General features: G+C 36.2%; 15 protein-coding genes. 13 read left to right on the top strand and 2 right to left on the bottom strand.

Features of this window, described 5'->3' with window-relative positions:
- Positions 1 to 42 precede the first annotated feature (42 nt).
- From HM987_RS02060 to hisIE, 12 genes are all read left to right on the top strand, one after another.
- Positions 43 to 978, top strand: coding sequence for a Rossmann-fold NAD(P)-binding domain-containing protein (locus HM987_RS02060; protein ID WP_179004775.1), 936 nt, complete (start codon positions 43 to 45; stop codon positions 976 to 978).
- A 141-nt stretch (positions 979 to 1,119) separates the two neighbouring features.
- The gene (argB, locus tag HM987_RS02055) at positions 1,120 to 1,896 is read left to right on the top strand and encodes an acetylglutamate kinase (RefSeq protein WP_179004773.1); all 777 of its coding nucleotides are present in this window, start codon (positions 1,120 to 1,122) and stop codon (positions 1,894 to 1,896) included.
- Entirely contained in the window at positions 1,893 to 2,954 is a 1,062-nt protein-coding gene (locus HM987_RS02050; RefSeq protein WP_179004770.1) for a M20 family metallo-hydrolase, read from the top strand. The genes argB and HM987_RS02050 overlap by 4 nt, the downstream gene beginning before the upstream one ends.
- A gap of 130 nt (positions 2,955 to 3,084) precedes the next feature.
- Positions 3,085 to 4,362, top strand: a complete 1,278-nt coding sequence (argH, locus tag HM987_RS02045; RefSeq protein WP_179004768.1) for an argininosuccinate lyase — start codon at positions 3,085 to 3,087, stop codon at positions 4,360 to 4,362.
- A 312-nt stretch (positions 4,363 to 4,674) separates the two neighbouring features.
- Positions 4,675 to 5,532: an ATP phosphoribosyltransferase gene (gene hisG, locus HM987_RS02040; RefSeq protein ID WP_179004767.1), complete on the top strand. Its 858-nt coding sequence runs from the start codon at positions 4,675 to 4,677 to the stop codon at positions 5,530 to 5,532.
- The gene (gene hisD / locus HM987_RS02035) at positions 5,532 to 6,815 is read left to right on the top strand and encodes a histidinol dehydrogenase (protein WP_179004765.1); all 1,284 of its coding nucleotides are present in this window, start codon (positions 5,532 to 5,534) and stop codon (positions 6,813 to 6,815) included. Before hisG ends, hisD begins: the two co-directional genes overlap by 1 nt.
- 141 nt (positions 6,816 to 6,956) lie before the next feature.
- A complete protein-coding gene (gene hisC / locus HM987_RS02030; RefSeq protein ID WP_179004763.1) occupies positions 6,957 to 7,994 on the top strand; it encodes a histidinol-phosphate transaminase in 1,038 nt (345 codons plus the stop codon).
- Between the two features lie 104 nt (positions 7,995 to 8,098).
- The gene (gene hisB, locus HM987_RS02025; protein ID WP_179004761.1) at positions 8,099 to 9,190 is read left to right on the top strand and encodes a bifunctional histidinol-phosphatase/imidazoleglycerol-phosphate dehydratase HisB; all 1,092 of its coding nucleotides are present in this window, start codon (positions 8,099 to 8,101) and stop codon (positions 9,188 to 9,190) included.
- Positions 9,191 to 9,535: 345 nt separating this feature from the next.
- On the top strand, positions 9,536 to 10,114 hold the full coding sequence (hisH, locus tag HM987_RS02020) for an imidazole glycerol phosphate synthase subunit HisH (RefSeq protein ID WP_179004759.1): 579 nt from the start codon (positions 9,536 to 9,538) through the stop codon (positions 10,112 to 10,114).
- A gap of 130 nt (positions 10,115 to 10,244) precedes the next feature.
- The gene (gene hisA, locus HM987_RS02015; protein WP_179004757.1) at positions 10,245 to 10,958 is read left to right on the top strand and encodes a 1-(5-phosphoribosyl)-5-[(5-phosphoribosylamino)methylideneamino]imidazole-4-carboxamide isomerase; all 714 of its coding nucleotides are present in this window, start codon (positions 10,245 to 10,247) and stop codon (positions 10,956 to 10,958) included.
- On the top strand, positions 10,952 to 11,710 hold the full coding sequence (gene hisF, locus HM987_RS02010) for an imidazole glycerol phosphate synthase subunit HisF (protein WP_179004755.1): 759 nt from the start codon (positions 10,952 to 10,954) through the stop codon (positions 11,708 to 11,710). Before hisA ends, hisF begins: the two co-directional genes overlap by 7 nt.
- Positions 11,701 to 12,285, top strand: a complete 585-nt coding sequence (gene hisIE / locus HM987_RS02005) for a bifunctional phosphoribosyl-AMP cyclohydrolase/phosphoribosyl-ATP diphosphatase HisIE (protein ID WP_179004753.1) — start codon at positions 11,701 to 11,703, stop codon at positions 12,283 to 12,285. The genes hisF and hisIE overlap by 10 nt, the downstream gene beginning before the upstream one ends.
- Before the next feature lie 173 nt (positions 12,286 to 12,458).
- Here the strand turns inward: hisIE and HM987_RS02000 are convergent, their stop codons facing one another.
- Positions 12,459 to 13,922, bottom strand: a complete 1,464-nt coding sequence (locus HM987_RS02000) for a glutamate synthase subunit beta (RefSeq protein ID WP_179004751.1) — start codon at positions 13,920 to 13,922, stop codon at positions 12,459 to 12,461.
- Positions 13,923 to 14,017: 95 nt separating this feature from the next.
- Positions 14,018 to 18,532: a glutamate synthase large subunit gene (gene gltB, locus HM987_RS01995; protein ID WP_179004749.1), complete on the bottom strand. Its 4,515-nt coding sequence runs from the start codon at positions 18,530 to 18,532 to the stop codon at positions 14,018 to 14,020.
- 443 nt (positions 18,533 to 18,975) lie between these two features.
- Between gltB and HM987_RS01990 the strand changes: the two genes are divergently transcribed.
- Positions 18,976 to 20,037, top strand: coding sequence for an outer membrane beta-barrel protein (locus tag HM987_RS01990; protein WP_179004747.1), 1,062 nt, complete (start codon positions 18,976 to 18,978; stop codon positions 20,035 to 20,037).
- Positions 20,038 to 20,054: the final 17 nt, after the last annotated feature.

Below are 20,054 nucleotides of genomic sequence, written 5' to 3'. Positions count from 1 at the left end.
TAAGTTTAATTAAAAAGATTCCCACTTTAGCGGGAACTAAAGATGAAAAACTACGCCAAAATAAAAGATATTTCTAACCTTTCAGAAACCATTAAGGATGCCATTTTATTAAAAATGAATCCTTTTGAATTTCAAGATTTAGGAAAACACAAAACCTTAGTAATGCTCTTTTTTAATTCGAGTTTGAGAACACGCTTAAGCACCGAAAAAGCAGCGAAAAACTTAGGTATGGAGGTGATGATCTTAAATGTGAACGACGCGTGGAATTTAGAATTTGAAGATGGCACCATAATGAATATGGATAAATCGGAGCATGTTAAAGAAGCTGCTCAGGTTATTTCCCAATATGCAGATATTATCGCCGTAAGAGCCTTTCCAACGCTACAAGATAAAACAAAAGATGAATCAGAATATGTATTGAATAACTTTCAGGAATATGCAACGGTTCCTATAGTAAATATGGAAAGTGCTACTGCGCATCCCTTGCAAGCTTTGGCTGATGCTATTACGATTTCAGAATTGACGGAAAAAGCGATGCCAAAAGTAGTTATTTCATGGGCACCACATCCTAAAGCCTTACCTCAAGCGGTTCCAAATTCCTTTATAGAAATGATGCAAAATCTGGAAGTTGATTTAACGATTACACATCCTTCAGGATATGAATTAAACGAAGCAATCACAAAAGACACACCTATTAATTACAATCAAGAGGAAGCATTAAAGGATGCTGATTTTGTATATGTAAAAAACTGGAGCAACTATAAGGATTACGGAAAAGTATTGAATCAAGATGAAAATTGGATGATGACCAAAGCAAAATTAGGTCATGCAAAATTTATGCATTGTTTGCCAGTAAGACGAAATGTTGTGGTTGAAGATGCAGTTTTAGACAGTTTACAATCTATAGTTATTCAGCAAGCGAATAATAGAACGTATGCGGCGCAAGTGGTGCTCAAGCAGATTTTAGAGAATTTATAAATGACTACGACCGACCTGCAAGGTTTCAATAACCTTATAGGTCTGAAATGAAACAATTACGTAATTATAAAGTAAGACCTGAAAGTGCTTTAAATCTAATAGGTCTAAAACAAAAAAGATACCCGCTTTCGTGGGCATAAGATGAAAACACTAAAAGTCATTAAAATAGGAGGTAATATCATCGATAATGAAGCAGCATTAACAACCTTCATTAAAGATTTTTCAACTTTAAAAGGACCAAAAATTTTAGTCCATGGCGGCGGAAAATTGGCAACCAAGCTAGCCGAACAAATGAATATTCCGGTTCAAATGAATGAAGGCAGACGCATTACTGATGCCGATACTTTAGATATTATTACAATGATTTATGCTGGTAAAATCAACAAAAACATAGTGGCACAACTACAAGCTCATAGTTGTAATGCGATTGGTTTTTCTGGTGCTGATGGTAATACCATTATTTCTGAAAAAAGACCGATTAAAACTATTGACTATGGCTTTGTTGGCGATGTTAAAAAAGTGAATACAGACACTTTAGAGGTATTACTAAAAAACAATATCACACCTGTGTTTTGCGCCATAACTCATGATGAAAAAGGACAATTACTAAACACCAATGCAGATACTATTGCTTCTGAAATCGCCATCGCTTTTGCGTCGACCTATAACACAGAACTGTATTATTGTTTCGAAAAAAATGGTGTTCTCCAAGATGTCGATAATGCTGATTCTGTGATAGAACACATCGATACTGGCACTTATAAAACACTAATCGAAAACGGTATTATTTACGAAGGCATGTTACCCAAGTTAAATAACTGTTTTCATGCTATAAATCAAAACGTTCAAAAAGTTTGTATCGGAACATCAGATATGCTTTTCAATACCAAAAACAAACACACAACCATCACACAATGATTGAAAAACTAACGCAAGATGCCATTGCTTTACTAAAGCAATTGATAGAGACACAGTCATTTTCTTCGGAAGAAGACAATACAGCTTTGCTCATTGAAAATTGGTTTACAACACATCATATCCCTTTCAAAAGAGACCATCACAACATTTGGGCGACCAATAAATATTTTGACGAGAGCAAACCAACACTCTTATTAAATTCGCATCACGACACTGTAAAACCAAATAGTGGCTATACCAAGGATCCTTTAAAAGCCATTGTTGAAGGTGGTAAATTATATGGTTTGGGCAGTAATGATGCAGGCGGATGTTTGGTATCTTTAATTGCTACGTTCACTTATTTTTACGACAAAAAAGATCTGAATTATAACCTGGTCATTGTCGCTTCTGCTGAAGAAGAAAGTAGTGGTCCAAACGGATTGAACAGTATGCTGAAAATCATTCCAAAAATTGACGTAGCTATTGTTGGCGAACCGACCTTAATGCAATTAGCAGTTGCAGAAAAAGGCTTAGTCGTTTTTGATGCGAAGGTAAAAGGAACCGCTAGCCATGCGGCACATCCAAATACTGACAATGCAATTTACAATACTATTGACGTTTTAAAATGGTTTAAAGATTATAAGTTTGAACGAAAATCAACCGTTTTAGGCGAAGTAAAAATGACCGTTACGCAAATCAATGCAGGCAAACAACACAATGCGGTTCCGGCAGAAGTCAATTTAGTCATTGATGTGCGGGTAAATGATAAATATACCAATCAAGAGATTGCAGATATTTTAACACAGGAATCACCTTGCACCAACATTACAGCAAGAAGCTTACGGTTAAATTCATCATCTATTCCAATTAATCACGACTTAGTAAAGGCAGGAATTGAACTTGGTAGAGAAACATACGGTTCGCCGACGCTTTCAGACCAATCCGTTTTAAAGTGTCCATCATTAAAATTAGGACCAGGAGACAGTACACGATCTCACACGGCAGATGAATTTATTTATCTTGCGGAAATTGAAGAAGGTGTTGAGTTGTACATTAAATTGTTGGAAAAGGTATTGTAAAAAAAAGACAGGAGAATCAAGAGACTAGAATCTAGACTAAAACCTCAAAAACATTAATGAGTAGTTTATGCTCTAACAGCGAAGCGGTCTAGCATCTTGGTTCTAAATTTTAAGAATTAAAATTTACATTATGAAATTGTGGGACAAAGGCTATTCAATAGATAAGAAAATAGAATTATTCACCGTTGGCAACGACAGAGAAATAGACATGCACATTGCCAAGTACGATGTACAAGCATCCTTAGCACATGCTATTATGTTAGAATCCATCGGCATTATAACATCTGATGAGTTAGAACAATTGAAATCAGGATTAAAAGTTTTAGCGGAATCTATTGAGGATGGTTCGTTTAATATTGAAGCGTCATTTGAAGATGTCCATTCTAAAATTGAACATGAACTTACAAAAACTCTAGGCGACGTTGGCAAAAAAATCCATACGGCACGTTCTAGAAATGATCAGGTTTTAGTCGCACTTCAACTCTACTACAAAGAGAATTTGCAAATCATTAATAGCAAAACAAAAACGTTTTTTGACACCTTATTAAACTTAGCAGAAAAACACAAAACCCAATTATTACCAGGTTATACACATTTGCAAGTCGCTATGCCTTCCTCCTTTGGCTTATGGTTTTCAGCCCATGCAGAATTACTAATCGATGATGTTTATGTGCTAAATGCGGTTTCTAAAATTGCGGATCAAAACCCTCTAGGTTCAGCTGCAGGTTACGGCAGTTCTTTTCCTATTGATAGAAATATCACAACCAAAGAATTAGGGTTTTCAACTTTAAAATATAACGTGGTTGCAGCGCAATTAACTAGAGGAAAAAGTGAACGTGCTATTGCAAGTGCTTTAGGCGGATTATGTAATACCATGGCACGTTTTGCTATGGATATATGCTTATATATGAGTCAGAATTTCGGCTTTATTACGTTTCCAGATGAATTGACTACGGGCAGTAGCATTATGCCACATAAGAAGAATCCTGATGTGTTTGAATTGATTCGAGGTAAGTGTAATAAAATTCAAGCCTTACATTCTGAAATGTTATTAATCACAAATAATCTACCAAGTGGTTACCACAGGGATTTTCAATTGTTGAAAGAAAACATCATCAATGCCTTTGAAGATGTAAAAGATATTTTAGACATTTTTAATTATTCCATTCAACAAATCATTGTTAAAGATATTGATTTAAATGACGAAAAATATCAATACCTTTTTACAGTAGATAGTATAAACAATTTAGTGGTTGAGGGTATGAGCTTTAGGGAAGCCTACCAAAAAATTGGAGGCCAAGTTCAGAATGGAACTTATAAACCCGAATTAGGAAAAGAGCACTCGCATATTGGGAGTATTCATAATTTATGTTTGGAGGATATTAGAGCTAAGTTTCCTCAAATTTAACCTGCGAGGTTTCTAAAACCTTGTAGGTTTCGTATTAAAAATATCTACAAGGTCAAAAAAAAAGACCTTGCAGGATAAATAATTTGAAAATGATTTTGAAATATTTTTTCAATTGAAAATTAATGTTACCTTTGATTTTCAAATAAGAAACAAATGACATTAAGTCAATTACATCATCATCATTTTCATACTTGCATTCAGGCGAGCTGGAATTGATATATGTAATTTAAAATATTTCAAAACCCGTCTGAATAAATCAGACGGGTTTTTTATTGCCTAACGTTTGGTTTATTCAGACTTAAAAATTTAAAAATGAGTAAGCTAAAAATTGCCATTCAGAAAAGCGGTCGATTAAACGAAGATTCCTTAAAACTCTTAAAGGATTGCGGTATTAAAATAGATAATGGCAAAGACCAATTGAAAGTTGCAGCGCGTAACTTCCCATTAGAAGTCCTGTATTTACGGAATTCAGATATTCCTCAATATATTGAAGATGGTGTAGTTGATATCGCTATTATTGGCGAGAACATCCTTATTGAAAAACAGAAAAAAACAGAAGTTGTTGAAAAGCTTGGTTTTGCCAAATGCAGAGTGTCGTTAGCGGTACCTAAACCAGTTGAAACGAATGACGCCTCCTATTTTAATGGAAAAAAAATCGCAACCTCCTACCCTAACACACTTCAAACTTATTTAGACGAACATGGTATTGAAGCCGATATTCATGTGATTTCTGGTTCTGTGGAAATTGCACCAAATATAGGATTGGCAGATGGTGTTTGTGACATTGTGAGTTCAGGAAGTACGCTATTTAAAAATGGACTTAGAGAAACACAAGTTATTCTAAAATCAGAAGCAGTCTTGGCAAAAAATAGCAACCTGAATGCCGAAAAAGAAGCGATTCTCGAAAAACTCATATTCAGAATTCAAGCCGTTTTAAGAGCAAAAAATTCAAGATATGTTTTGATGAATGTGCCGAACGATAAAATCGATGAAGTCACAGCTATTCTACCTGTCTTGAAAAGCCCAACAATTCTGCCTTTGGCACAGAAAGGCTGGAGCTCCTTGCATTCCGTAATTGATGAAGAAAAATTTTGGAATAGCATTGACGCGCTTAAAAATGCAGGAGCAGAAGGTATTTTAGTGGTTCCAATTGATAAAATGGTAATGTAATGAAGGTCTATAAAAATCCCAATAAGCCTGAATGGAATGCGCTAGCGAAACGACCAGTTTTGGAACAGCAAACCCTAGATACCATCGTTAAAGATATTCTAGAGGACGTGAAAATGCATAAAGACAAAGCTCTATTTAAATATGCTGAGCAATTTGACAACACCAAATTAGAATCACTTAAAGTTGAAAATTCCGAAATTGAGGCAGCCATTTATCAAGTTCCTGAGGATTTAAAACAGGCTATCAATCTGGCAAAGCAAAATATTGAAAAGTTTCACGCAGCACAAAAAGAAAAAGAACAACTAATTGAAACGACCAAAGGTGTAAAATGCTGGCGTAAATCCGTTGGTATTGAAAAGGTTGGTTTATACATACCAGGAGGTTCCGCACCATTATTTTCAACAATTTTAATGCTCGGGATTCCGGCCAAATTAGCAGGTTGTAAAGACATTATTTTATGTTCTCCACCAAATAAAGAAGGCCAAATACATCCAGCTATTCTATATACAGCAAATCTCGTGGGAATAAAGAAAATCTTTAAAGCTGGTGGTGCACAAGCTATTGCGGCTATGGCTTTTGGAACGGAATCTATTCCTCAAGTGTATAAAATTTTCGGGCCTGGAAACCAATTTGTCACCAAAGCAAAAGAACTGATTCAACAGCAAGGCGTTGCTATAGATATGCCAGCCGGCCCGAGTGAGGTTTTGGTTATTGCAGATGAAACTAGTAATCCATCATTTGTTGCAGCAGATTTATTATCACAAGCAGAACATGGTTCAGACAGTCAAGTGATTTTGCTATCTGACAACGAGGCCATCATCAATCAAACGCTACAAGAATTAGACAAGCAGCTGCCTCAATTATCTCGAAAAAATCTGGCTTCTGAAGCGTTAAAAATTAGTCGTGCTATTCTGCTTAACTCAATGAACGAATGCATCGAATTCAGTAATTTATACGCGCCTGAACATTTGATCATCGCAACCGATAATGCTTCAGATTATATAGAACAAATTACTAATGCAGGTTCTGTCTTCTTGGGAAAATACAGTTGCGAAAGTGCTGGCGATTATGCAAGTGGCACCAATCACACCTTACCTACAAATGGATATGCCAGAAATTATAGTGGAGTTTCGTTAGATAGTTTTGTAAAGAAAATCACGTTTCAAAATTTAAACGAAGAAGGCATTAAAAACATCGGACCAGCAATAGAATTAATGGCGGAAGCCGAAGGATTGGATGCTCATAAAAACGCAGTTACTTTAAGGCTTAAAACCTTAAAGTAAACAGTGCTGAACTGGTTTCAGCACCTTAAAAATCCTTCAAGGCATATACCAAACTTGATTTGGTATCTAAACCTTATTGGTACAAAAAGTACAGTTTAATACCTAAAAGGTTTTTAAAACCTTGCAGGAAAAAGTAAAAGAATGTTTGATTTAAAAACTATAGTTCGACCAAATATTTTAGGTCTTAAACCCTATTCAAGTGCTCGCGATGAATTCAAAGGTAACGAAGGTGTTTTTTTAGATGCCAATGAAAATCCCTTCGGCACCTTAAATCGATATCCTAATTCTGACCAAAAAACACTAAAGCAAAAGCTTTCAGCATATAACGGAATTGTTATTAAAAACATATTTATTGGCAATGGTAGCGATGAGATTATTGACCTTATTTATCGCATTTTTTGCAATCCAGGAAAAGATAAAGCACTTACGTTTACACCAACATTTGGGATGTATCAAGTCGCTGCGGATATCAATGCTATTGAATTAATAACGCTCCCTTTAAATGATCACTTTCAAATTAAAAAAGACGATTTGAAACCTTATTTTAAAGACGAAAAATTGAAACTCATTTTCATCTGTTCGCCAAATAATCCTACCGGAAATTGTTTTAAAAAATCTGATATTGAATTTATTTTAGAGAATTTTAATGGCATTGTTATTATTGATGAAGCATACGCTGATTTTAATGATAATAAATCTTGGAGCCAATCCATTGAAACGTATCCAAATCTCATCGTTACGCAAACTTTTAGTAAAGCTTGGGCTTTGGCTGCAGCACGCATCGGAATTGCTTATGCCAATGAGGAGATTATTCAATTGCTCAATAAGGTAAAAATGCCGTATAACATCAGTAAGCTAAATGAAACCGCAGCTATTGAAGCCTTAGAGAACAGAACAACTTTTGAAGCCAACAAGCAAATCATTCTTGAAGAAAAAAAGAAACTAATAACAGCTTTGAAAAAGTTAGAAATCATAAAAAAAATATATCCTTCGGATGCGAACTTTTTGTTAGTTGAAGTTGAGGATGCCGATAAACTTTACCAAAATTTAGTGGAACAAAAAGTGATTACTCGAAAAAGGAATAGTTTGGTAAAAAACAGTATTAGAATTACAGTTGGCAAACCTGAAGAGAATGAGAAATTGATAAATACGCTAGCAGACCTGTCACTCAGGACTTAAATAAAAATAAAACCTTGTCATTTCGAACGAATGTGAGAAATCTCATTTTATTAAAATAGATTCTTCATTGCATTCAGAATGACAATTAAAACACTAAAAGTTAAATGAAAAAAGTACTATTCATAGACAGAGACGGAACCTTAGCCATAGAACCACCAATCGATTTTCAACTTGATAGTTTGGAGAAATTAGAGTTTTATCCTGGGGTTTTTCAATGGTTATCACGAATCGCCAAAGAACTTGATTACGAATTGGTCATGGTGACCAATCAAGATGGTTTGGGTACAGATTCGTTTCCAGAAGATACCTTTTGGCCAGCACAGAACAAAATCATTCAAGCTTTTAAAAATGAAGGTGTGGAATTTTCGGAAATTTTAATCGATAAGAGTTTCCCAGAAGATAATGCACCAACCAGAAAACCAAGAACAGGATTATTAGGAAAATACATTCATGGGAATTACGATTTAAAGAATTCTTATGTCATTGGCGACCGCGCAACTGATATCGAGTTGGCAAAAAATCTTGGAAGCAAAGGCATTTATATAAATGAAGAAGGCAGCGATGATGCCATTTTAAACACCACCTCTTGGGAGGAAATTTACAATTATCTAAAAGCGATTCCCAGAACGGCTACTGTGGTGAGAAAAACCAATGAAACGGATATTGAAGTTGAAATCAATCTAGACGGCTCTGGAAAAAGTAATATTTCTACAGGCTTGGGCTTCTTCGACCACATGTTAGAACAAATTTCAAAACATGGAAATATCGATTTAATTGTAAAGGTTGAAGGTGATTTAGAAATAGACGAACACCACACCATAGAAGATGTTGCCATAACATTTGGAGAAGCTTTTATTAAAGCCTTAGGAAGCAAACGTGGCATTGAACGCTATGGTTTTTTATTGCCAATGGATGATTGTCTGGCGCAAGTTGCCATTGATTTTGGCGGACGACCTTGGTTGGTTTGGGAGCCTGAATTTAAACGTGAAATGATTGGCGAAATGCCAACCGAAATGTTTATGCACTTTTTTAAATCCTTTAGTGATGCCTCAAAATGTAACCTGAATATTAAAGCCGAAGGCGATAACGAACATCACAAAATTGAATCCATTTTCAAGGCTTTTGCAAAAGCAATAAAAATGGCTGTTTCAAAAACGAATAATTTTTCCATTCCAAGTACGAAAGGAAGTTTATGATTTTTGATTTTTGAATTACGATATCAGATTTAATTAAAGTATCAGATGAAACAAATAATAGTTCATGAAAAAATCGATGCAAGAGAGACATTTAAATGGTTGGTTTCGCAATCTATTTTTAATCGTAAATTGTCCATTTATGGACAAAATATGGGTAAAAAAACTTTAGTTTTTTACTCACAATGCCTTTAGGTATTGCATATGGTGTACCTAAAGGCACACTTTACCATGAGTATTACAAGTTATTACCCATATAAAGTCCCTCACGGGACGAAAATTGAGAAATAAATAATTGTTATCATAAACTAAAATTCATAAATCGTAAATCTAAAATCGTAAGTCAAAATGATTGCAATCATAAAATACAACGCTGGCAATATTCGTTCAGTTCAAAATGCTTTAAACCGTTTGGGTTATGAAAGTATGATTACTGATGATAAAACCGAAATCCTAAATGCTAGCAAAGTCATTTTTCCTGGTGTCGGCGAAGCGAGTTCTGCCATGAAATATCTAAAGGACAAAGGCCTTGACGACGTTATCAGATCCATTGAAAAACCAATGCTTGGTATCTGCTTAGGTTTGCAGTTGATGTGTGACTATAGCGAAGAAGGCGATACCAAATGTTTGGGAATTTTCAGCACACAAGTGAAAAAATTTCCTCCAAATGAAAAAGTACCACATATGGGTTGGAATAGTTTTTCAGACGTTACTGGGAAACTTTTTCAAAATATAAAAACGAAAGACGACATGTATTATGTCCACAGTTATTATGCTGAAAAAAATGAGCAAACCATTGCAACTTGCGATTATATTTTACCTTTTGCAACGGCAATTCAACAGGGTAATTTTTATGCTACCCAATTTCATCCTGAAAAGTCGGCTGACATTGGAACACAATTATTAAAGAATTTTTTGGAGCTATAATAAAGTATTGCAGACCTCGCAGGTTTTAAAAACCTAGCAGGTCTGATCAAGTAATAAAATGAAGTATTAAAATAAAAACAAGAAAGTCGGGAACCCGATAGCTATCGGGACTGCTTTCGCAGGAACTAAGATGAGAATCATACCAGCAATAGACATCATAGACGGCAAATGTGTAAGACTCACAAAAGGAGATTACAACACCAAAAAAGTTTATAACGAAAATCCTTTGGAAGTGGCCAAGGCATTTGAAGCCAATGGCATTCAATATTTACATTTAGTGGATTTGGATGGCGCCAAATCCAAACACATCGTCAATCACAACATCTTAGAAAGTATAGCCACAAAAACCAATTTGAAGGTCGATTTTGGAGGCGGATTAAAATCTAACGACGATTTAAGAATCGCTTTTGAATGTGGCGCCAATCAAATTACTGGCGGAAGCATCGCAGCGAACAATCCAAAGGTGTTTTTAGAATGGTTGGAAACCTATGGTTCTGAAAAAATAATTTTAGGAGCCGATTGCAAAGACCGAAAAATTGCCACCAACGGTTGGTTGGAAGCTTCTGAATTGGATGTTGTCGATTTTATAAAAGATTATGAATCTAAAGGTGTTCAGTATGTCATTTGTACAGATATTGCAAAAGATGGCATGCTGCAAGGCACGTCCAATGAATTATATGAAGAGATAATTTCAAAATCGAATGTAAAATTAATTGCTAGTGGAGGCGTTTCGTCTTTACACGATTTAGAACATGTAAATGCTATAGGTTGCGAAGGCGTTATACTTGGAAAAGCGATTTACGAAGGCAATATATCACTCACAGAATTACAAAAACTATGCTAAAAAAACGAATTATACCATGTTTGGACATTCAGAATGGCAGAACAGTTAAAGGCATCAATTTTATCGGCATCAGAGATGCTGGCGACCCCATTGAACTCGCCAAACAATACGTGGCGCACGGAGCCGACGAATTGGTGTTTTTGGATATTACCGCAACTGTGGAAAAACGAAAAACATTAGTCGAATTGGTAACTCACATAGCAGAAGAAATCAATATTCCATTTACAGTTGGAGGTGGCATCAATTCCATTGAAGATGTTTCTGCAATCATAAAAGCTGGTGCAGACAAGGTGAGTATAAATTCCTCAGCCGTTAAGAATCCTGACTTAATTACTAAAATCGCTAAAGAATTTGGAAGTCAATGCGTTGTTGTTGCTATTGATACGAAATTTGTGAATGATGAATGGACCGTATTTGTACATGGCGGACGAACAGCAACACCTTTAAAAACATTAGATTGGGTAAAACAAGTGGAAGCTTTAGGCGCTGGCGAAATCTTACTCACTTCGATGAACAATGATGGCACAAAATCAGGTTTTGCACTCGATATTACGGAAGCAGTGAGCAAATCGGTTAACATTCCTGTTATTGCTTCAGGAGGTGCAGGAAGTAAAACACATTTCAAAACCCTGTTTGAAACCACGCAAGCGAGTGCCGGTTTGGCGGCCAGTATTTTTCATTATGGCGAAATACCAATTCCGGAATTAAAACAGTATTTAAAAAACGAAAACATAGCAATACGATGGACATAGATTTTTCAAAAGGCGATGGACTGGTTCCTGTAATCATTCAAAACAATAGCACCTTACAAGTGTTGATGTTAGGTTATATGAATTTGGAAGCCTTCAACAAAACCAAAGCAGAACATAAAGTGACTTTTTTTAGCCGAAGTAAAAATAGACTCTGGACAAAAGGTGAAGAATCTGGTAATTTTTTAACGGTCAAAGACATCCAAATCGATTGTGATAACGATACCATTTTAATAAAAGCAGAACCGAAAGGCCCAACTTGCCACACAGGAAGTACCTCTTGTTTTAAAGAAGAAACCGCAAAAGGTTTTATATACGATTTACAACAAACCATCAACGACCGTATTGATACCAACGACCAGAATTCGTACACCAACAAACTCTACCAAAGTGGCATTAATAAAGTCGCTCAAAAAGTTGGTGAAGAAGCTGTAGAATTAGTTATTGAAGCCAAAGATAATGATGATGATTTGTTTAAAAACGAAGCTGCTGATTTAATGTATCACTATTTAATTTTACTAAAAGCTAAAGGCTTTACGCTTGAGGATATTGAGGGCGTTTTGAAGGGTCGTCATTAATAAGTTTATACTTCTAAAAAAGCCACTATCAATTCCCCAATATTCTATACTTTATCCAAAAGTCTAATGTTAGAATCCTGCAAGGTTTCTAAAACCTTGTAGGTATGTGAAAAAGCGATACCTACAAGGTCAAAAAAAGACCTTGCAGGATATATATACATATTGATTCGATTTTACAACGCCACCAAATCCCCTTCTTCATTCTTAGTCGCTAAATCCGATTTACCCATCAGGTAAATATCCACTTGTCGTGCTGCTTCCCTTCCTTCGGAGATAGCCCATACAATTAAGGATTGGCCTCTTCGCATATCGCCTGCCGTAAAAATATTTGGAACATTGGTTTGGTATTTTCCATAGCTCGCTTTGTAGTTTGAACGAACATCTCTATCTAAACCTAGTTTATCCGCAATTGTTGACTCTGGCCCTGTAAAACCAAGTGCTAATAAAGCTAAATCACATTTCCAAGTTTTTTCTGTTCCTGCAATTTCTTTCAATTTAGGTCGTTCGCCAGGCACCATTTCCCATTCTACATTGACAGTTTTCAGAGCCGTTAATTTTCCTTTTGCATTCGTTACAAATTCTTTGGTGTTAATTAACCAATTACGCTCAACACCTTCTTTATGGGAAGACGATGTTTTTAATTGCAACGGCCAATATGGCCAAGGTGTAGCTGGTGAGCGATGTCCTGGTGGCTTCGGCATAATTTCAAAATTAACGACCGATTTTGCACCTTGACGATTTGAGGTTCCAATACAATCCGATCCTGTATCGCCACCACCAATAACTATTACATTTTTACCTGTCGCTAAAACCTGATCCTTTACTTTCTGTCCGAAAACCACTTTAGTCTGTTGCGTTAAAAAATCCATAGCCTGTACCACGCCATCAGCATCAATGCCTGGTGTTGGCAAACTTCGTCTTTCGGTAGAACCTCCACAAAGTACAACAGCATCAAATTTTTTCAGCTCCTTCACATCGTAATTCACGCCGACATTAACATTGGTTTTAAACACAATACCTTCAGCTTCCAAAATCTTTAATCGACGATCGATGATGCCTTTTTCCATTTTAAAATTCGGGATTCCGTAGCGTAACAAGCCGCCAATAGCATCATCACGTTCAAAAACAGTAACGGTGTGGCCTGCTCTGTTTAATTGTTGCGCAGCGGCCAAACCTGCTGGTCCCGAACCGACAACAGCAATTGTTTTTCCCGTTCTTGTTTTAGGTGGTTGTGGTTTAATCCAACCTTCTTTAAAGGCACGTTCTACAATATTTTTTTCGATATTTTCTATGGATACAGGATCTTCAATGATTCCTAAAACGCATGACTGCTCGCATGGCGCAGGACATAAGCGACCTGTAAATTCTGGAAAGTTATTTGTAGAATGTAAAATCCATGAGGCCTTTTGCCATTCGCCTTGGTGAACCATGTGATTAAAATCTGGAATCAAATTTCCTAATGGACAACCACTATGACAAAATGGAATACCACAATCCATACAACGTGAGCCTTGTTCTCGCATATCATCTTCCTTTAAAGGCACAGTAAATTCATTATAATGCTTTACTCGATCCTTTACTGGCTTGTATGGCTCATCTTTTCTTTCGAATTCTTTAAAACCTGTTACTTTTCCCATTTTATTCCTGCGAAGGCAGTCCCGAAAACTTTCGGGATTATCCTGCTTTCTAATTTTAGTTATACAATAATTTTATGCTTTAGAAACCACTAATATTATACTGTTTCTAATTCTTCTACCATTTGTTCTTCCGTCTCTAAACGTTTTAATGCACGTTTGTATTCGGTCGGCATAATGCGAACAAAATCCTTTAAGCTTGTTTCCCAATCTTCCAATAGCGATTTACCTAATTGACTATCTGTATATTTCACATGCTTCTCAATTAAGCCTTTTAAATCATTGCCATCTTTTTTTAGAATTTTTTCAAATTCAATAGTTTCCATATTACACAAGCCATTGACAAAGTTGTTTTCAGGATCATAAACGTAAGCGATTCCTCCACTCATACCTGCGGCAAAATTTCGTCCTGTTTTACCTAAAACAACTACTTTTCCACCTGTCATGTACTCACAACAGTGATCTCCGACACCTTCCACCACAGCTATTGCTCCTGAATTTCTAACGGCAAAACGTTCTCCGGCGATACCATTGATGTAAGCTTGTCCTTCCACTGCGCCAAATAAACACACATTACCAACAATGATATTTTCCACGGCTTTAAAATCTGCTTTTGCTGGTTTTTTAACAATCAGCTTTGCACCAGACAATCCTTTTCCTATATAATCATTGGAATTTCCTTCCAGTTTAAATGTTAATCCATGAGCACCGAAAGCACCGAAACTTTGTCCGGCAGAACCCGTGAAATTGATATTCAAAGTATCTTCAGGTAAGCCCAAATGACCATAAATTTTTGAAATCTCATTACTCACAATTGCGCCAACCGTACGATTTGTATTTTTAATTGGGTATGACAACGTCATCTGTTCTTTTCTATAAAGCGCACGATGCGAATCTTTTAAAATTGTAAAATCCAAAACATCATCTAAATTATGCTCTTGCTTTTTGGTATTCTTAACCGTCATTTTACTGTACGCTTCTGGTCGGTACAAAATGGAAGATAAATCCAAACCTTTAGCCTTATAATGCTTAATGGCTTTATTTGCATTTATTTTGTGGGTTTGCCCAATCATTTCGGACATGCTTCTAAACCCTAATTCGGCCATTATACTTCTCAATTCCTCTGCTATATAATAGAAGAAATTAATCACATGTTCTGGTGTCCCTTTAAAGTTTTTACGCAGCTCTTTATCTTGCGTAGCAATGCCAACAGGACACGTATTCAGATGACATTTACGCATCATAATACATCCTGAAGCGACTAAAGGCGCGGTGGCAAATCCGAATTCCTCAGCTCCCAATAAGGCTGCAATTGCCACATCACGACCTGTTTTTAGTTGACCGTCACATTCAACAACGATTCGACTTCTTAAATTGTTAAGCACTAAAGTTTGTTGTGCTTCAGCGAGCCCAAGTTCCCATGGCAAGCCTGCATGTTTCAACGAGGTTAATGGCGAAGCTCCTGTGCCTCCATCGTAACCAGCGATGAGAACCACATCTGCTTTTGCTTTGGCGACACCTGCCGCAATCGTACCTACACCTACTTCAGACACCAGTTTTACATTAATTCTTGCCTCACGGTTTGCATTTTTTAAATCGTAAATCAGTTGTGCTAAATCTTCTATTGAATAAATATCGTGATGTGGTGGTGGTGAAATCAATCCTACAAATGGCGTTGAATTTCTTGCTGCTGCAATCCACGGCAATACTTTTTCGCCAGGTAACTGACCGCCTTCTCCAGGTTTTGCACCTTGGGCCATTTTTATTTGAATCTCTCTAGCGTTCGTTAAATAATGGGATGTTACCCCAAATCGACCAGAAGCCACTTGCTTTATCGCAGAGTTTCTGCTATCCCCATTCACATCTGGCTGAAAACGCTTTCGGTCTTCACCTCCTTCTCCAGAATTGGATTTCCCTCCAATTCTGTTCATGGCAATAGCTAAATTTTCATGGGCTTCTCGTGAAATCGAACCATAAGACATGGCACCTGTTTTGAATCGTTTCACAATATCCGTCCAAGGTTCTACTTCTTCAATAGGAATTGGGTCGATATTATTAAACTCGAACAACCCACGAATGGTCATCAAGTTTTCAGCTTGCTCATTAATGGCTTTAGCATATATATCATAACTCGCTTGATCACTTAATCTAACGGCCTGTTGTAATTTTGCTACTGTCGTTGGATTGAATAAATGCTTTTCACCATTTCGTCTCCAACGGTAATCGCCTCCAATATTTAGGCCTAATCGTTTATCTACTTCGGTATTTGGATAAGCGTATTTGTAGCGTTTATCAATTTCCTTTTCAATTTCATACAACCCGATACCCTCAATCCGTGATGCCGTATATGGAAAGTATTTTTCAACAAATTGCGAATTGAATCCAACAATTTCAAATATTTGGGAACCTCTATAAGAATGTAGAGTTGAGATGCCAATTTTGTTCATCACTTTTAAAATTCCTTTACCAATAGCTTTGTTGAAATTGTCAACTGCTTTTTGCTCGTCCATACCTGTGATAAACCCTTCCTTCACTTGCGCTCGGATGATTTCGTTTACCATATAAGGATTTACAGCACTTGCTCCATAACCAAATAAGGTGGCAAAATGATGTGGTTCACGAGGCTCTGCAGATTCAATTATGATATCGAAATAAGAACGCTTGCGCAAACGATTCATTTGATGATTCACATAAGAACAAGCCAATAACGCAGGTATTGGTGCCATCTCTTTACTTACGCCTCTATCTGACAATATGATAATGTTTGTTTTTCGTAAAAGGGCTTTTTCAATTTGAACAATTATGTGATCCAAAGCATCTTCGAGCCCATTAAGGCCTTTATCTTTTTGATACAACAATTCAACAGTTTCTGCTTTGAAACCTTCAACTTGTATATTTCTGATTTTAGCTAAATCATCATTTGAAATCACAGGGTTCTGAATTTTCAACTTTCTACATTGCCGTTCCGTTATGCTGAAAATATTTCTATCCTTTCCTAATGAGAGACTAATATCAGTTACAATTTCTTCTCTAATCCCATCTAATGGCGGATTGGTAACCTGAGCGAATAACTGCTTAAAATAGTTTGAAATTATCTGTGGTTTATTAGATAAAACGGCCAAAGGTGTATCGATGCCCATTGAGCCCAATGCTTCCTTAGACTTTTGAGCCATTGGTGTGATGACTTCTTGAATATCTTCAAACGTGTAATTAAATAAACGTTGTCGCGTTTTAATATCCAACAATTCCACTGGACAAGTTTCGCCCGTATACGGAATATCCTTCAGGTGCAATCTTGTTTTATCCAACCATTGTTGATATGGTCGTTCTTTTACAATTTTACTTTTAATTTCTTCGTCATTGATAATTCTGCCTTGGTTCATGTCTACCAAGAACATTTTTCCAGGTTCTAAACGACCATGACTTTCTACGTCTTCAGGCTCAATGTCAACAACCCCTATTTCCGAAGACATTATTAATTTTCCGCTTTTGGTCACCGTATATCTTGAAGGTCTTAATCCGTTTCTATCTAATAACGCACCAATATAATTTCCATCGGTAAATGGCACCGAAGCTGGCCCATCCCAAGGTTCCATAATACAGGCGTTATAATCGTAAAACGCTTTACGTTCTGGCGACATGGTGGCGTGTTTTTCCCATGCTTCAGGAATCATCATCATCATCACTTCTGGTAAAGAACGTCCTGTATGTGTTAATAATTCTACCACCATATCCATGGATGCCGAATCGGATTTCCCTGGCAAAATAATAGGGAACAATTTATCAATTTGAGGACCGAAGACTTCACTTTTCATGATTTCCTCACGTACACGCATTCTACTCACATTACCACGAAGTGTATTGATTTCGCCATTTTGGCACATAAATCGGAATGGTTGCGCCAATTCCCAAGTCGGCATCGTATTCGTTGAAAAACGTTGGTGTACCAAGGCTAGTCGAGTGACCAAATCATCTTCCTGTAAATCTTTATAATAAGGCCCAATATCTTCGGGCATAATGATGCCTTTATAGATCAAGGTATTCATAGATAAACTAGACACATAAAAATACGAGCTCTGAGACATTTTAGATTTCCGAACCGTATGCTCTGTTATTTTACGAGCAGCATAAAGTTTAGCTTTAAAATCTGTTTCTGAAACCTCATTGGATTTTCCAACGAAAAGTTGCTCTATATTTGGTTCTGATGCAGCGGCTATCTCACCCAATTGCGTAGAATCGACAGGCACTTCCCTCCAACCTATAACCGTAAGGCCTTGAGCGATGATTTCTTTTTCGAAAGTATCTTTACAGAATTTATACTGATTTCTGTTTTTTGGCAAGAACACCATGCCGACCGCATACTTTCCTTTTACAGGGACTTTGAATCCACAAACTCTTTTAAAATAGGCATGCGGAATATCTATTAAAAGACCAGCACCATCACCAGTTTTTCCATCAGCACTTACGCCACCACGATGCTCTAGTTTTACTAGTATTTCTAAGGCATCATGAATAATTTGATTTGTCTTTTCGCCTTTTAGATTACAGATGAATCCAGCACCACAATTTTCGTGTTCAAATTCTGGTAAATAGAGGCCTTGTTGCTTAAACATATTCGATAAAAATTTAAAGGATTTTACACCTTATTCCTGCTCTAATATAGATGCAAAAAATTGATTAATAAAATTGTTGAAACACTTTTTTCATATCGATAGTAAAGTGCATTCTAAATGAAAATTTTGCAATAATAACGTGATTTACTAATAATTAGCTAATGAAAAATATTTAACAAAAAACCATATTTAATGCGAAAACGTTTTCGAAAAATACTAACTATTGAATATAATTCAACAAATGGCTCATTTCTTAATCATTTCTTTAAAATAGAAATTATCGATATAATAAAAAAACGCTTAAATAAATTTCAACCCTAAAATTTTAGGGGTATAAAATTACATATTCATAAAAATTAAATTTTAACCCTATTTTTTTAGGGGGGTGCAAATTAATATTATATAGATTTGATTCGAACTAACTGTTTTAAATTTATATTATTATGAAAAAAATTTTTACATTAACATTGTTATTAATGTCAATAGTTTTAACTGCTCAGGACACTACTGAAGAAGTAACTGAAAAGAAGTTTACCCTTAGCGGAAGCGTGGATGCTTATTACCAAATTTTATTGACCGCTTCTGATGATTCCGGACAATCCTTCGGAACTGCTTTTGCAAACCAAACAGGATTCGCCTTGGGCATGGGTAACTTAATTGCCAGCTATGAAAGTGGTAAAGTAGGTGCCGTTCTTGATTTAGTTGTTGGCCCGAGAGGTGCTGGCGCCACTTTCAGTGATGATATTGTTGACGGTATTGTAAATCAAGCTTATGCCTATTGGAATGTTTCAGAAAGTACTACTTTAACTTTCGGACGTTTTAATACATTTTTAGGCTATGAAGTTATTTCTCCAGTCGCAAATTTTAACTACAGTACATCTTATTTATTTTCAAATGGCCCTTTCTCTCATGTGGGTTTAAAAGCAGATTTTGCCTTATCTGATGATTTTAGTTTAATGTTAGCGGTTATGAACCCATGGGACACCAACGATACTTCTTTTACTGGAGAATATTCTTTTGGAGCTCAATTTGGCTATAAAGGACAATTCTTAAACCTATACTATGATAGTGGAGCCAATAATGGCTTAGGTTTTGAAGTTGATTACACAGGTGGTTTTGATGTCTCTGATGAATTCTTCTTAGGAATCAATGCGGCTTACCAAACCACGTCTTATGTTTTTGATGATTTCGGAAACGTATTAAATAATGATTTTAAAAATGGATTCTATGGCGCTGCTCTTTATCCACAATATACATTATCTGATAATTTAGCACTTGGTTTAAGAGGTGAATATTTTGGATATCATGCTGAAGAAGGAGACGATTTACCGAGCGTATTCGCTGCAACTTTAACTGGAAGTTACACAGTAGACAGCAATTTAATTATTAAGCCTGAGATAAGATTAGATTCTTGGAGCAATAACGATGCTGCTTACTTTGATGCTGACGGAGAAGATGCAAGTAGCTTAGCCGCATTTACTTTAGCTGCAATCTACTCGTTCTAAACCAACATACTAACTAA

This window comes from Winogradskyella forsetii (assembly GCF_013394595.1).
Taxonomy (GTDB): domain Bacteria; phylum Bacteroidota; class Bacteroidia; order Flavobacteriales; family Flavobacteriaceae; genus Winogradskyella; species Winogradskyella forsetii.
Note: the sequence above shows the minus strand (reverse complement) of the source record. Positions and strands in the feature narration are given on the sequence as shown.

Excerpts from the sequence above, each read along its gene's own strand:
- hisH (WP_179004759.1), top strand. The coding sequence starts at position 9,536 with ATGATTGCAATCATAAAATACAACGCTGGCAATATTCGTTCAGTTCAA.
- hisF (WP_179004755.1), top strand. The coding sequence starts at position 10,952 with ATGCTAAAAAAACGAATTATACCATGTTTGGACATTCAGAATGGCAGA.
- hisB (WP_179004761.1), top strand. The coding sequence starts at position 8,099 with ATGAAAAAAGTACTATTCATAGACAGAGACGGAACCTTAGCCATAGAA.
- gltB (WP_179004749.1), bottom strand. The coding sequence starts at position 18,532 with ATGTTTAAGCAACAAGGCCTCTATTTACCAGAATTTGAACACGAAAAT.
- hisA (WP_179004757.1), top strand. The coding sequence starts at position 10,245 with ATGAGAATCATACCAGCAATAGACATCATAGACGGCAAATGTGTAAGA.
- HM987_RS02000 (WP_179004751.1), bottom strand. The coding sequence starts at position 13,922 with ATGGGAAAAGTAACAGGTTTTAAAGAATTCGAAAGAAAAGATGAGCCA.
- HM987_RS02060 (WP_179004775.1), top strand. The coding sequence starts at position 43 with ATGAAAAACTACGCCAAAATAAAAGATATTTCTAACCTTTCAGAAACC.
- argH (WP_179004768.1), top strand. The coding sequence starts at position 3,085 with ATGAAATTGTGGGACAAAGGCTATTCAATAGATAAGAAAATAGAATTA.
- hisD (WP_179004765.1), top strand. The coding sequence starts at position 5,532 with ATGAAGGTCTATAAAAATCCCAATAAGCCTGAATGGAATGCGCTAGCG.
- argB (WP_179004773.1), top strand. The coding sequence starts at position 1,120 with ATGAAAACACTAAAAGTCATTAAAATAGGAGGTAATATCATCGATAAT.
- hisIE (WP_179004753.1), top strand. The coding sequence starts at position 11,701 with ATGGACATAGATTTTTCAAAAGGCGATGGACTGGTTCCTGTAATCATT.
- HM987_RS02050 (WP_179004770.1), top strand. The coding sequence starts at position 1,893 with ATGATTGAAAAACTAACGCAAGATGCCATTGCTTTACTAAAGCAATTG.
- hisC (WP_179004763.1), top strand. The coding sequence starts at position 6,957 with ATGTTTGATTTAAAAACTATAGTTCGACCAAATATTTTAGGTCTTAAA.
- HM987_RS01990 (WP_179004747.1), top strand. The coding sequence starts at position 18,976 with ATGAAAAAAATTTTTACATTAACATTGTTATTAATGTCAATAGTTTTA.
- hisG (WP_179004767.1), top strand. The coding sequence starts at position 4,675 with ATGAGTAAGCTAAAAATTGCCATTCAGAAAAGCGGTCGATTAAACGAA.